This is a genomic window from Sphingopyxis sp. HIX (genome assembly GCF_001468285.1).
Taxonomy (GTDB): domain Bacteria; phylum Pseudomonadota; class Alphaproteobacteria; order Sphingomonadales; family Sphingomonadaceae; genus Sphingopyxis.
The window spans coordinates 22,364-36,541 of record NZ_LNSB01000020.1 but is presented as its reverse complement, the minus strand read 5'-3'; the positions used below and the strand labels follow the sequence as shown (position 1 = coordinate 36,541).

Here is a 14,178-nt window from a genome sequence, read left to right as displayed (position 1 = left end):
CGACCAGTTCCGGATGACAAACTCAACTTAAAAGATTGATATTTGATTCGTCAACCGCGGCGCGGCGTTTCTGCGATGAAGAAAATCTTTCGCAAGGCGAGTTGAGCCTATGCCGAGGCTCGGCCTGGGCGTGCCCGCCGAAAAAACCGGAAGTTTCAAGAGGGCGCCGCGCTGCACCATAATCATGCGCCGCCGACAAAGCCGCTGGCAGATTTGTGCGCTGCAGCGTAAAGGCCCTGGCATGAGGATCGCGATCATCGACACCAGCACGACGCGCGCCGCCATCATCTCCGATGGCCTGCGCGAGGCCGGGCTCGACGATCTGATCCTCATCGATCCCGCGGGTCCACTCGTCGCGCAGGTCGAGGCGGCGAAGCCCGAGGTCGTGCTCATCAACCTCGAAAACCCCAGCCGCGACCTGCTCGAGGATTTCTTCGCCATGTCGCGCGCGCTCGCACGGCCGATCGCGATGTTCGTCGACCAGAGCGACGCCGAAGCAACCGGCGCGGCGATCGACGCCGGCGTGTCGGCCTATGTCGTCGATGGCCTGTCGAAACAGCGGATCAAGCCGGTGATCGACCTTGCGGTCCGGCGCTTCCAGGCCTTTTCGCGGCTCCAGCGCGAACTCGACGATGCCAGGAATGCGCTCGCCGAGCGCGCGGTGATCGACAAGGCGAAGGCGATCTTGATGAAGCGCCGCCAGATCGACGAACCCGCGGCCTATGCGCTGCTGCGCGGCCAGGCGATGCGCACCAACCGCCGCATCTCGGAAATTGCCGAAGCGATCGTGACCAGCGAAGCGCTGATGGGGGACATGGAATGATCGGCGAGCGTTTCCGTATCGGCTTCCTGCCGCTGGTCGACGCCGCGCTGCCGATCCTTGCGCACGAACTCGGTTTTGCGGCGCGCGAGGGCTTCGCGCTCGAACTGGTGCGCGACATGACCTGGGCGACGGTGCGCGACCGGCTGCTCTATGGCCACACCGACGCCGCGCATATGATCGCGCCGCTCGCCATCGCGACGACATTGGGCCGCGACCGGCCGCCGGTGCCGCTCGCGGTGCCTTTCGTGCTGGGGCTCAACGGCAATGCCGTGACCTTCTCGACGCGCCTCGCGGGCGAGGTCGGGCTGGGTGACACGCTCGGCGATCCGCTGGCGATCGGCGCGGCGCTGAAGCGCGTCGCGACCGCGCGCGTCGCCGCGGGCAAGCCGCTGCGCTTCGGCGTCGTGCACCGCTATTCGAGCCACAATTATATGCTCCGCTACTGGCTCGCGGGGGTCGGCGTCCGCCCCGACCAGGATGTCGAGATCATCGTCACCAGCCCGCCCTTCGCCGCCGACGCGCTCGCCGCCGGCGACGTCGACGGTATCTGCGTCGGCGAGCCGTGGAACTCGATCGCGGTCGAGCGCGGCGTCGGCCACATCGCGCTCGCCACCGCGCAGATCTGGCGGCGCGGGGTCGAAAAGGTGCTCGCGATCCGGGAGACGGTGCTCGATGAGCGCCGCGAAGCGGTCGAGGCGCTGGTACGCGCGCTGCACGCTGCCGCCGGCCATTTCGTCGAGCCCGGCGCGGCGGAGGAAAGCGCCGCGATCCTCGCGCGCCCCGAATATCTCGACGCGCCGCAGGACGCGATCCTGCGCGCGATCACCGACCGCATCCGCCTGGTCCCCGGCGGCGAGCCGATCCACTATCCCGACTTCATGTTCCAGTATCGCGAGGCGGCGAACTTCCCTTGGCGCAGCCAGGCGGCGTGGCTCTATTCGCAGATGGTGCGCTGGGACTATATGGCGTTCGATGCGGCGGGCGCCGCAGCGGCCGGCAAGGTCTTTCGCCCCGACGTCTATCGCGCCGCGCTCGCCGGCTCGGGCGCCCCGCTGCCGGGCGCGAGTTCGAAGCTCGAAGGCGGACTCGCCGAGCCGATCGGCGCGGGGTCGACGCAGGGCCGCCTCACCCTCGGCAGCGACCGCTTTTTCGATGGCCGCGCCTTCGATCCCGACGATATCGAGGCCTATCTCGCTGAACTGCCGTAGCTTTTATTTTATGCTGCACCTGCGAAATATCCGCTTGCGGCGTGCCTAAAAATCAGGCAGTTTAATCGCACTCGGCAGGGCTGCCGGGGCAGGACAAAGCGGCGACGGCTCCAACGAGGGGGCTGGCCCGCGCGGCACATGGGGAGCCTTTCCCCATAATCCAACAGGCAATGAAGCCGTCAGGATGCGCCCGCGTGGCCGCCGTCCTGGCGGCTTTTTTATTGCCCGTCACGCAAGGGGACGGACGATGACGACTGCAATCCCGGGCGCTTCGGCACCCAAATCGAGCTTCTGGGCGAGCGGCCACTGGCCGACCCTCGTCGCTGCCTTTCTCTATTTCGACCTCGCCTTCATGGTATGGGTCGTGCTGGGCCCGCTGGCGCCCGCGATTTCCGAGGACCTTGGCCTGACCCCCGCGCAAAAGGGGCTGATGGTTGCGGTGCCGACGCTGGCGGGCGCGCTGCTCCGCGTCGTCAACGGCCTGCTCGTCGACCGCATCGGGCCGAAGCGCTCGGGGGCGATCAGCCAGGCGATCGTCATCGCCGGACTGTTCACCGCCTGGGTGATGGGCGTCCACAGCTTCGCGGGTACGCTCGCGCTCGGCGTAATCCTCGGCTTTGCCGGCGCCAGCTTTGCGATCGCGCTCCCCCTCGCGAGCCGCTGGTACCCGCCCGAGCATCAGGGCAAGGCGATGGGGCTCGCCGGCATGGGCAATTCGGGCACCGTGCTCGCCGCGCTCTTCGCGCCCGGCCTCGCCAAGCTGTTCGGCTGGAACGCCGTGCTCGGCCTCGCCTGCATCCCGCTGACGATCGTCTTCTTCGTCTATCTCGTCATGGCCAAGGACGCGCCCGATGCGCCGGCGCCCAAGAAGCTGATCGACTATTTCGAACCGCTCAAGACTGCCGACGCCTGGTGGCTGATGGCCTTTTATTCGGTGACCTTCGGCGGCTTCGTCGGGCTCGCCGCCTCGCTCCCCATCTATTTCACCGACCAGTTCCACCTCACCCCGGTGATGGCGGGCTATTGCACCGCCGCCTGCGTCTTCGCCGGGTCGCTGGTGCGCCCCATGGGCGGCGCGCTCGCCGACCGGATCGGCGGGGTCAAGGCGCTGATGATGGTCTTCGTTGTCGCCGCGCTGGCGCTCGCCGGAGTGCCGCAGGCGGCGAACCTGCCCGCCGCGCTGACGCTCTTCGTCATCGCGATGCTCGCGCTCGGCACCGGCAACGGCTCGGTCTTCCAGCTCGTGCCGCAGCGTTTCTCGGCCGAGATCGGCGTGATGACCGGGCTCGTCGGCATGGCGGGCGGCGTCGGCGGCTTCTACCTCGCCTCCTCGCTCGGCTTCGCGAAACAGTGGACGGGCAGCTTCGCACCCGGCTTCTATACCTTCGCCGGGCTCGCGGTGCTCGCGCTCGTCGCTCTGCTCTTCGTCAAGGGCCAGTGGCGCGCGACCTGGGGCGCGGCCGAAGGCGTGCGGATCTAGTCATGACCCGCACCCTTGCAATCTTGCTGGCACTTGCGCCGGCCGAGGTGGCGCACGCCCAGGACGTCACCCTCAAGCCCCTCGGCGAAGCCCGGCTCCGCTACGAGAGCGTCGACCAGGACGGCCTCGCCGCCGAGGCCAATGCCCTGACCCTGCGCGTCCGCGCCGGGGTCGAGGCGAAGGCCGGGAACTGGTCAGCGCTCGTCGAAGGCCAGGGCAATCTCGCCCTTGTCGGCGACTATTTCGACGGTCTCCACGGCCCCGCCAATCGGCCGCTGGTTGCCGATCCTCAGAATATCGCCCTCGCCCGCGCCCAGCTCCGCTACGCCACCCCGAGCTTCGCGGTGACCGCGGGGCGCCAGCGGATCGCGCTCGACGACGAGCGTTTCGTCGGCGCGGTGCCCTTTCGCCAGAACGGCCAGAGCTTCGACGCGCTGCGCGCCGAAATCACCCCGGCGAAGGGCGTAAAGGCTGATCTCACCTATGCGTGGAGCGTGCGCACCATCTGGGGCATCGACGGCGCCGGCGCGCGGCAGCAAGCGGTGTCGGGCGACAATCTCTTCGGCAATCTCAGCATCGCGACGCCAATCGGCAAGGCCGTCGCCTTCGCCTATCTCGTCGACCAGGACGAAGCCGCGATGCAGGGCTTCCGCATGTCGAGCCAGAGCTATGGCGTGCGGCTCGACGGCAGCCAGAAGCTCGGCAAGGCGAAGCTCGCGTATCAGCTCAGCTATGCGCGCCAGTCCGACTGGCACCGCAACCCCAATGACTATGCCGCCGACTATTGGCTCGCCGATGTCGCGGTCGATCTTGGCGGCCCCCGGGTCGGCGCCGGGTACGAAATACTCGGCGCCGACAAGGGAGCGGCCCTCACCAGCTTCCAGACCCCGCTCGCCACCGGGTTCAAATATCAGGGCTGGGCCGACAAGTTCCTCGTCACCCCGCCCGACGGCGTGCGCGACCTATATGCGAGCGCCGGCTGGGGCTGGAAGGCGGTCGGCCCCTTGAAAGCCGTCACGCTGCAGGCGGTCTACCACGACTATCGCAGCGACCGTGCCAGCCGCGCCTATGGCGACGAGATCGACCTGCTGGCGAGCGCCAAGCTCGGCAAATTCACCGCCTCGGCGCGCTACGCGCACTACGACGCGGACAATTTCGCCACCGACACCGACAAATTCTGGCTGCAACTGGACTGGAGCCTCTGATGGAACACCGCCACCTCAAACCCGACGCCGACACGCGCGAGCATCTCGTCGTCATCGGCAACGGCATGGCCGGCTGCCGCGCGGTCGAGGAACTGCTCGCGCGCGATCCGAGCCGCTACCGCGTGACGATCTTCGGCGCCGAACCGCGGGTCAATTACAACCGCATCATGCTCTCCCCCGTCCTCGCGGGCGAGAAATGCTTCGACGATATCGTGATCAACGATGCCGCTTGGTACACCGATAATGGCATCGCGCTCGTCGCCGGCGACCCCGTTGCCGCGATCGACCGCGCGGCGAAGACGGTGACGACGCGCAGTGGGCTCGCCGAAAGCTACGACCGGCTGCTGATCGCCACCGGCTCCGATCCCTTCATCATCCCCGTTCCGGGCAAGGACCTGCCCGGCGTCATCGCCTTTCGCGACATGGACGATGTCGACACGATGCTCGCCGCCGCCGATGCGGGCGGCGACGCGGTGGTGATCGGCGGCGGGCTGCTCGGGCTCGAGGCCGCCCACGGCCTCAGCTTGCGCGGCATGAAGGTCACGGTCATCCACCTGATGCCGACGCTGATGGAACGCCAGCTCGACGAAGCCGCGGGCTGGCTGCTCAAAAACGCGCTCGAAGCGCGCGGTCAGACGATCCTGACCGGCGCCGACACCGCCGAGATCGTTGGCACCGGCAAGGTCGAGGGCGTAAGGCTCAAGGACGGCACGCTGATCCCCGCCAGCCTCGTCGTCATGGCGGTCGGCATCCGCCCGTCGACCCAACTCGCGCGCGACGCGGGCCTCGCGGTCGGGCGCGGCATCCAGGTCGACGACCATATGGTCACCAGCGACCCCGCGGTGCTCGCCGTCGGCGAATGCGTCGAGCATGACGGACAGGTCTATGGCCTTGTCGCGCCGCTGTGGGACATGTGCCGCAGCCTCGCCGACGGGCTGGTCGAACAGCACAGCGGCTATCGCGGCTCGGTCACCTCGACCAAGCTCAAGGTCTCGGGCATCGACGTCTTCTCGGCGGGCGATTTCTCGGGCGGCGACGGCTGCGAGGACATCGTGCTGCGCGACGCGAGCCGCGGCGTCTACAAGCGCGTCATCGTCAAGGACGACCGCATCGTCGGCGCGGTGCTGTACGGCGATACCGCCGACGGCGGCTGGTATTTCGACCTGCTCAAACGACAGGAGGACGTCTCCGACCTTCGCGACCTCTTGATCTTCGGGCAGGCCTTCGCCGCGGGAGGCGGCGCGGCGGACCCTAAGGCGGCCGTTGCGGCGCTCTCGGACGATGCCGAGATCTGCGGCTGCAACGGCGTTACCAAGGGTCAGGTCGTCTCGTGCATCGCCAAGGGCGCACACAGCCTCGACGCGGTGCGCGGCACTTGCAAGGCGTCGGCGAGCTGTGGTTCGTGCACCGGGCTCGTCGAGAACCTGCTCGCGCTGACGCTCGGCGACGATGTCCAGTCGGGGCCGAAGACGATGTGCAAATGCACCAGCTTCGGCCACGACGACGTTCGCCGCGAGATCGTCGCGCAAGCGATGCGCTCGATCCCCGAGGTGATGCAGAAGCTGCACTGGACAACCCCCGACGGCTGCTCCTCGTGCCGCCCCGCGCTCAATTACTACCTCCTCTGCGCGCTGCCCGGCGACTATATCGACGACCAGCAGAGCCGCTTCGTCAACGAGCGCCTCCACGCCAATATCCAGAAGGACGGCACTTATTCGGTCGTGCCGCGCATGTGGGGCGGGCTCACCAACCCCAGGGAGTTGCGCGCGATCGCCGACGTCGTCGAGAAGTACAACGCCCCGATGGTCAAGGTCACCGGCGGCCAGCGGCTCGACATCTTCGGGATCAAGAAGGAGGATCTGCCCGCGGTGTGGGCCGACTTGGGCGCCGCCGGCATGGTCTCGGGCCACGCCTATGGCAAGGCGCTGCGCACGGTGAAGACCTGCGTCGGCTCCGAATGGTGCCGCTTCGGCACGCAGGATTCGACCGGGCTCGGCGTCAAGCTCGAACGGATGAGCTGGGGCAGCTGGATGCCGCACAAGTTCAAGATCGCGGTGTCGGGTTGCCCGCGCAATTGCGCGGAGGCGACGATCAAGGATTTCGGCGTCGTGTGCGTCGACAGCGGCTACGAACTCCATGTCGGCGGCAACGGCGGCATCCACGTCCGCGCCACCGACCTGCTCTGCAAGGTCGCGACCGAGCAGGAGGCGATGGATTATTGCGCCGCCTTCATCCAGCTCTACCGCGAGGAAGCGCGCTACCTCGAACGCACCGCGCCATGGATCGAGCGTGTCGGGCTCGCGCATATCGTGGCGCGCATCGTCGACGACGAGCCGGGCCGCGAGGCGCTGCGCGCGCGCTTCCTCTTCTCGCAAAGCTTCAGCCAGGACGACCCCTGGGCGCAGCGCGCCGAGGGCGCCGAGGCCGAACATCATGCGCCGATGGCGCGCTTCATCCCGCAGGGAGAATATGCATGAGCACTGCCACATGGCTCGACATCGGCTGGGTCGACCACATCCCGGTGCGCGGCAGCCGCACCGTGCAGGTCGAGGGGGGCGACGACATCGCCGTCTTCCGCACCGCCGAGGGCAAGGTCTTCGCGCTGCTCGACCGCTGCCCGCACAAGCATGGCCGCCTGTCGCAGGGTATCGTCCACGGCGGCGCGGTCGCCTGCCCGCTCCACAATTGGCGGATCAGCCTCTCGACCGGCGAAGCGCTCGGCGAGGACAAGGGCTGTACCCCGACCGTTCCGGTCAAGATCGACGGCGGCCGCGTCCTCATCTGCCGCGCGGGCACATTGAAGGCTGCAGGCTGATGGTCGAGACGGTCCGCACCACCTGCGCCTATTGCGGCGTCGGCTGCGGCATCCGCGCGACGGTGACCGGCGCGCGGAGCGTCGAGATCGCGGGCGATCCCGACCATCCCGCCAATCGGGGCAAGCTCTGCTCGAAGGGCACGCATCTGGGCGAGACCGTCGGCCTCGAAGGCCGCCTCCTCCGTCCGATGATCGGCGCCAAGCGCGCGAGCTGGGACAAGGCGCTCGATCTCGTCGCCAAGCGCTTCAAGGAGACGATCGCGCGTCACGGCCCCGGCAGCGTCGCCTTCTACGTCTCGGGCCAATTGCTCACCGAGGATTATTATGTCGCCAACAAGCTGATGAAGGGCTTCATCGGCACCGCGAACATCGACACCAATTCGCGCCTCTGCATGTCGAGCGCGGTCGCGGGCCATATGCGCGCCTTCGGCGAGGATATCGTGCCCGCTACCTATGACGACCTCGACGCCGCCGACCTGATCGTGCTCGTCGGGTCGAACACCGCCTGGTGCCACCCGATCGTCCATCAGCGCATCCGCGCGCGCTGCGAGGCGGGCGCGAAGCTCGTCGTCATCGACCCGCGCCGCACCGAGACCGCCGAGGAAGCGGATCTGCACCTTGCGATCCGGCCCGGCAGCGACGTCGCGCTGATGAACGGCCTGCTCCAGCATTGCCGCGAAACCGGCATCGTCGACGACGACTATCTCGCCGCGCACGTCGCGGTGCCGCAGGATTTCTGGGACCAGCTTGGAGAGGGGAACGACCTGTGGTCGGTGGCGCGTACGTGCGACGTGCCGGCCGCTGACCTCAGGCGTTTCTGCGAGCTGTTCGCCGCGACCCCGCGCACCGTCACCCTGTTCAGCCAGGGGATAAACCAGGCCACGGCGGGCACCGACCAGGTCAACGCGATCCTCAACCTCCATCTCGCGACCGCGCGCATCGGCAAGCCCGGCGCGGCGCCCTTCTCGATCACCGGCCAGCCCAATGCGATGGGCGGGCGCGAGGTCGGCGGGCTCGCCTCGACCCTCGCCGCCCACATGGATTTCGCCCCCGAGAACCGCGCCCGCGTCCAGCGCTTCTGGGCCTCGCCAACGATGGCGGAGAAGCCCGGACTCAAGGCGGTCGACCTGTTTCGCGGCGTCGGCGAGGGCCGGATCAAGGCGCTGTGGGTGATGGCGACCAACCCCGCAGTTTCGATGCCCGACGGCAATGCGGTGCGCGATGCGCTCAAGACCTGCCCCTTCGTCGTCGTCAGCGACGTGATCGAAAAGACCGACACCGGCGCCTTTGCGCATGTCCGCCTGCCCGCGGCGGCATGGGGCGAAAAGGACGGCACCGTCACCAACAGCGACCGCACCATCAGCCGCCAGCGCGCGCTCTTCGCGCTGCCCGGCGAGGCGATGCCCGACTGGTGGATCGTCAAGGAAGTCGGCCGGCGCATGGGGTGGAAAAATGCGTTCACCTACGATCGCCCGGCCGATATCTGGCGCGAGCATTGCCGCCTGTCCAACTACGATAACGACGGCGCTCGGGTCTTTGCTTTGCCCGGTGCAGCGCTGGGCGGCAACGCCGCCTATGATGCGATGCTCCCCTTTCGCTGGGGCGGCGACCATCCTTTCGCCGATGGGCGTTTTTCGACCGACGACCGCCGCGCGCGTCTGGTCCCCGTCGCGCAAAAGCCGCTGCCCGAACCGCTCGCCAAATGGCCGCTGACCCTCAACACGGGCCGCTACCGCGACCAGTGGCATACGATGACCCGCACGGGGCTTGCGCCCAAGCTCGCGCGGCATCGCGAAGAACCGCTGGTCGAGGTCCACCCCGACGACGGCGCCCGCCTCGGCCTCACCGAGGGCGGCCTCGCGCGGGTCGAGACGCCGCAGGGTGACAGCCTCTACCGCGTCGCCTTCCACAGCGGCCAGCGCCCCGGCGAGCTGTTCGTCCCGATCCATTGGACCGACCGCACCGCGAGCGGCGGTCGCACCGGCCTGCTCCCGCGCCCGCTCGTCGACCCGGTGTCGGGCCAGCCGGGGTTCAAGCGCACCCCCGCGTCGATCGCCGCCGTCACCCCGAAATGGCGCGGTTTCCTGCTCCTCGCCCGCGAACTCGCCGACACCCCGCGCTGCCTGTGGGCGACGCGCGTGGCGGTGCCTTCGGGGGTGCTATGGGAGGTCGCGGGCAATGGCGATCTCAAGAGCATCGAGGCATTGCTTCCCAAGGGCGAACGGATCGAGGCGCAGGACACGGCGCGCGGCACACGGCGCATTGCCATCGTCGCGGGCGGCCGCCTCATCGGCGCGCTCTTCGTCACCGAGAGCGGCGAGTTGCCCCCGCGCGACTGGTTGATCGCGCAGCTGGCGGCGCCCGACGTCGCGCCCACCCTGCTCGCCGGCCGCGCGCCAGGGGTGCAGGCCGACCGCGGCCCGATCATCTGCGTCTGCTTCGACATCGGGCTCAAGACCATCGTCGCCGCGATCCGCGACCAGAACCTCGCCGACGTCGCCGCCGTCGGCACCGCGATCGGCGCCGGCACCAATTGCGGCTCGTGCCGCCCCGCGCTCGCGCGCATCCTGACCGAGGAGAAAAGCGATGCAGCCTGACGATTTCGCACCCGGCACCGTCTGGCTCGTCGGAGCGGGCCCCGGCGACCCCGAACTGCTGACGATGAAGGCCGTGCGCCTGATCGAGGCCGCAGACGTCGTCTTCTACGACGCGCTGGTCGGGCCCGCGATCCTCGCGCTCGTTCCGGCCACCGCGGAGCGGATCAACGTCGGCAAAAGATCGGGGCGCCATTCGAAGGACCAGCCGACCATCGACGCGCTGCTCGTCGAGGCCGCGGCGGCGGGCAAGCGCGTCGTCCGGCTGAAGGGCGGCGATCCGTCGCTCTTCGGGCGGTCGGCCGAGGAAATGAGCGCGCTGCGCGCCGCGGGACACGCCGTTCATGTCTGCCCCGGCGTCACGACCGCGAGCGCCGCCGCCGCATCGGCGGGGATCTCGCTCTCGCTGCGCGGCGTCGCGCGCGAGGTCCGTTTCGTCACCGCGCACAGCCGGCGCGGCGTGGCGCTCGATCTCGACTGGACCGAACTGGCACGCGCGGGGACGACGCTGGCCTTCTACATGGGGCGCGACGCCGCACCCGAAATCGCGCGCGAACTGATCGCCGCCGGGATGCCTGCCGCGACGCCGGTGCTCATCGCCTGCAACGTCAGCCTGCCGCACGAGATGCTGCTGTCGACGCGGCTCGACCTCTTGGGGCTGGCCACGCGCTCGCTCGCCGCGACCGCGCCGACGCTGATCCTGATCGGCGAAGCCCTGAAGACCGACAGCCGCCAGGCGGCGGCGGCCGAAAAGGACGAGGCCGGCGCAATCCCGGGGATCGTGCCGGCCTCTAACCCCCAGAACCGGAACAGATCGGGTCGCTAGATCGGAAAGCGGTTCGGGAGGCTATGCAGGCGCCCTAGTCGGCGCAGCGCAACGCCGGCGCGCCCCCACCCGCTCGGCGTTGTTTCAGCTTGATATTTCGGGCTCGGGCGGCGCGTCTACCCAATGTTTATTGGGGTGGCGCGGCGACGGCGCATGCGCCAGCAGCACGCATCCCCGCTGCGCAGCGAGACCCCGCGCGACGGGGCAGCGGCGGCGGCGGAGAGGGGGCCGTCCGTCGCCGCGACTAAGGTCGCCGGCCTATGGCCTTATTTTCCAAATGAAAATTGACTTTCGCGGACGGGCACGCGACAGATTGCTTAGATGTCGCAGTACCATCGGCTCGTTCGATTCTGGTTCGCCCTGCTGGCCCTGTTGCTGGCCGGTTTCGCGCCCCCTGCGGCCGCCGCCGATATCCCCGTCGTCGAGCTCAGATCGGGGCAGGATGCGCCCGCGCTCGCGCCTTATGTCCGCTACCGCATCGACGGCGCCGACCCGCTGACGACCGCCCCCGCCGATCTGCTCGCGGGACCGCTGCAGCGCGTCACCGGGTCGACGATCCATTTCGGCCCGCCCGGGCGCAAGACGACCGTCCTCGTGCGGGTGCGCAACGGCGGCGACAACCAGGGCAGCTGGATTTTCACCACCGGGCGCGGGTCGCTCGCTTACTTCCGCCTCTACGAGGTCGCGAACGGCGACCTCGGCCTACTCGTCGACGGATCGGACCCCCGTGCCGCGGAGGACAATCTCCAGACCTACCAGGCGTTCAGCACCGAATTCGTGCTCGATCCGGGACAGGAGAAATTGCTGCTGATCGATTTCCTCTCCGAAAACTCGACCTATCTCCCGCTCAAGATCAACAGCTATGGCACCTTCTTCAAGGAGCGGCGGTCGAACATCGCGATGGTGTCGGGGGTGGTGTTCGGCGTGGTCGTGCTGATCCTGCTCAACTTCCTCTTCTTCTCGATCACCGGGCACCGCGAGTTCGTGTGGCTGGCGGTGGCGCAGGCCTTTTTCGCGCTGAACACCGTCCATTCGGAAGGCTATATCACCATCTTCTTCCTCGCCGACCAGCCGCTCACCGGGGTCGCGGTCGAGGATGTCTTCAAATGCGGCTTCGCCGCGGCGATGGCGCAATTCGGGCGCAGCTTCATCGACACGCGCACCCATTTCCCGCGGCGGGACATCGCCTTGCGCGTGCTGATCGGCGCCGCGCTGCTGATCATGGTGCTTCAGCCGGCGCTGTCGCTCTACCCGCCCGCGATGCGCCACACGCTGCACATCGGCGGCTGGCTGGTCGCGATCGGCGGCGCGCTGTTCCTCCCCTTCGTCGGTTTCGCCGCGATGCAGCAACTCGGACGCCAGCTGTGGCCGCTGTTTGTCGGCTGGGGCAGCCTCGCAGCGTTCATCCTCTATTCGGCGATCGCCTCGATGGGGGTGTTCGCCTGGCTGCCGATCAACTGGCACCTCGCGGGGCCGGTCGGGCTGTTCGAATCGATCATGGTCACGCTCGCGCTCGGGCTCAATCTCAAGAAGATCCAGCACGACAAGCTAGTCGCCGACGGCAATTATGCGCGATCGATGGCCGAACGCGTCGCGATCAGCGAGCGCGCCGCGCGGCTCGCCGAGGAAAAGGCCTTCGCGCTCGAAACGGTGAACAGCCAGAACGCCCTGCTCCACGCCTCGGGCCACGACAGCCGCCAAGTCATCCTCGCGCTCAATAGCGCGATCGACGTGCTGAAGCGCGGCGACGACCAGGGCGCGAACGCCGACCTCACCGCGATGCTGCAAAGCTCGGCGACCTATCTCGGCGAGATCGTCTCGACCACCCTTTCGGGCGCGAGCATCGCGGGCAGCGACGCCGATTTCATCGCACTCGGCGCCTTCGACGCGCGCGCGCTGGTCGAACCGCTGCAGATGATGTTCAAAGCCCCCTTCGCCGGCAAGAAGCTGACGCTCGAGACCGAGGTCGATGGCGCGATCATGATCGTCTCGGACAAGCCGCTCCTGATGCGCGCGCTCGCGAACCTGCTGAGCAACGCGTACCAATATACCGAGCGCGGCGGCACGCGCGTGTCGGTCGAACGGCGCGGCGAACAAGCCGTGATCAGCATCGCCGACACCGGCCGCGGCATGGCGCCCGCGATGGTCGAAGCGCTGAACGAAGACCAAGCCACACGCCTGCGCGCCGACGAAGAGGTCGAGGGCACCGGATCGGGCTTTCGCGCCGCAAAGCGGCTGGTCGAAACGCTGTCGGGCACGCTGACCATCGCCGCCTCGTCGGACGCCGGCACGGCCGTCGAAATCAGCCTGCCCGCCGCCTTCGCGGGCGTCACGCCCTGCACCGCCGAGGAGTTGCAAGCGGGCGCACCGCAATGGCGCATCCTCGACTTCGACCAGCGCACCGCCTTCGATGGCGCCATCGCCGCCGGCAATGCGCCCGAACGCCTCGCCGCGCTCACCTACGACGACAGCAGCGTCACCCGCGGCCGCCTCGGTGAAATCGTCGCCATGGCGATCATCAAGCCGCCGTGCCGCGAAATGCTGCGGCACCCGGCGCTCACGGGGTCAGAGCAACCCTAGCTCCTGCGCGCGCTCGACGATCTTGCGGTTGTTCGCGACGTCGAGCTTGCGGCGCAGCTCGGCGATGTGAAAGGACACCGTCGGCTGCGCGATCGCCAGCCGATAGGCGATCTCCTTGTTGCTCTCGCCCTCCGCCAGATAGTGGAGGATCGCCATCTGGCGCGACGACAGCGCGACCGGCGGCTGCTGGAACTTGCCCAGCGCCTCGCGCATGTGCGGCGACACGAAGATATCGCCCGCCAGCGCCGCGTCGCACGCCGCGACGATCTGGTCGGGCGGGTCGGCCTTGCTCACCACCGCGCGCGCGCCGAGCTTCAGCGCATAGTCGATCTCGCCCGGCACCGTCTCGCCGGTCAGGATGATCACCGTCATGTCGCGCGACCCGACGATCTCGGCGAGCACGTTGATCCCGCGCACGTCGGGCAGGTTGAGGTCGAGGATGACGAGGTCCACCGGCTGCGACTGGACGAAGGCGCCGACCATCGCGCCGCGGTCGAGCGTGCCGGCGACGGCATAACGGTCGAGCCCGGCGAAGAGCAGCTTGATCCCGCTCCGCGTAATCGCATGATCGTCGACGATCAGGATATTATGCTTGGCCGTCATCGCAGCATCCCCGTTCCCCGACAGCGATGCCCGACAAGTTCGCG

General features: G+C 68.3%; 10 protein-coding genes. 9 read left to right on the top strand and 1 reads right to left on the bottom strand.

What is annotated here, in order from left to right:
* Positions 1-241 precede the first annotated feature (241 nt).
* The 9 genes from ATE62_RS11180 to ATE62_RS11140 all read left to right on the top strand — a co-directional run bounded on the left by ATE62_RS11180 (position 242) and on the right by ATE62_RS11140 (position 13,531).
* Positions 242-823 (top strand): ANTAR domain-containing response regulator, encoded by a 582-nt coding sequence (locus ATE62_RS11180; RefSeq protein WP_058808114.1) that lies wholly within the window; start codon positions 242-244, stop codon positions 821-823.
* Positions 820-2,031, top strand: a complete 1,212-nt coding sequence (locus ATE62_RS11175) for a CmpA/NrtA family ABC transporter substrate-binding protein (protein ID WP_058808113.1) — start codon at positions 820-822, stop codon at positions 2,029-2,031. The genes ATE62_RS11180 and ATE62_RS11175 overlap by 4 nt, the downstream gene beginning before the upstream one ends.
* Before the next feature lie 247 nt (positions 2,032-2,278).
* On the top strand, positions 2,279-3,511 hold the full coding sequence (locus tag ATE62_RS11170) for a nitrate/nitrite transporter (protein WP_058808112.1): 1,233 nt from the start codon (positions 2,279-2,281) through the stop codon (positions 3,509-3,511).
* Between the two features lie 2 nt (positions 3,512-3,513).
* The gene (locus ATE62_RS11165) at positions 3,514-4,716 is read left to right on the top strand and encodes an alginate export family protein (RefSeq protein ID WP_058808111.1); all 1,203 of its coding nucleotides are present in this window, start codon (positions 3,514-3,516) and stop codon (positions 4,714-4,716) included.
* Complete coding sequence (gene nirB / locus ATE62_RS11160; protein WP_058808110.1) at positions 4,716-7,193, top strand: nitrite reductase large subunit NirB; 2,478 nt, start codon at positions 4,716-4,718, stop codon at positions 7,191-7,193. The genes ATE62_RS11165 and nirB overlap by 1 nt, the downstream gene beginning before the upstream one ends.
* A complete protein-coding gene (gene nirD, locus ATE62_RS11155; RefSeq protein WP_058808109.1) occupies positions 7,190-7,531 on the top strand; it encodes a nitrite reductase small subunit NirD in 342 nt (113 codons plus the stop codon). The genes nirB and nirD overlap by 4 nt, the downstream gene beginning before the upstream one ends.
* Positions 7,531-10,128: a nitrate reductase gene (locus ATE62_RS11150; protein ID WP_058808108.1), complete on the top strand. Its 2,598-nt coding sequence runs from the start codon at positions 7,531-7,533 to the stop codon at positions 10,126-10,128. Before nirD ends, ATE62_RS11150 begins: the two co-directional genes overlap by 1 nt.
* Positions 10,118-10,951 (top strand): uroporphyrinogen-III C-methyltransferase, encoded by an 834-nt coding sequence (cobA, locus tag ATE62_RS11145; protein WP_082662750.1) that lies wholly within the window; start codon positions 10,118-10,120, stop codon positions 10,949-10,951. The genes ATE62_RS11150 and cobA overlap by 11 nt, the downstream gene beginning before the upstream one ends.
* Before the next feature lie 321 nt (positions 10,952-11,272).
* Positions 11,273-13,531, top strand: a complete 2,259-nt coding sequence (locus ATE62_RS11140; protein ID WP_058808107.1) for a sensor histidine kinase — start codon at positions 11,273-11,275, stop codon at positions 13,529-13,531.
* Here ATE62_RS11140 and ATE62_RS11135 read toward each other — a convergent pair.
* Entirely contained in the window at positions 13,517-14,134 is a 618-nt protein-coding gene (locus ATE62_RS11135; RefSeq protein ID WP_058808106.1) for a response regulator, read from the bottom strand. The two genes, ATE62_RS11140 and ATE62_RS11135, sit on opposite strands and share 15 nt — an antisense overlap.
* Positions 14,135-14,178: the final 44 nt, after the last annotated feature.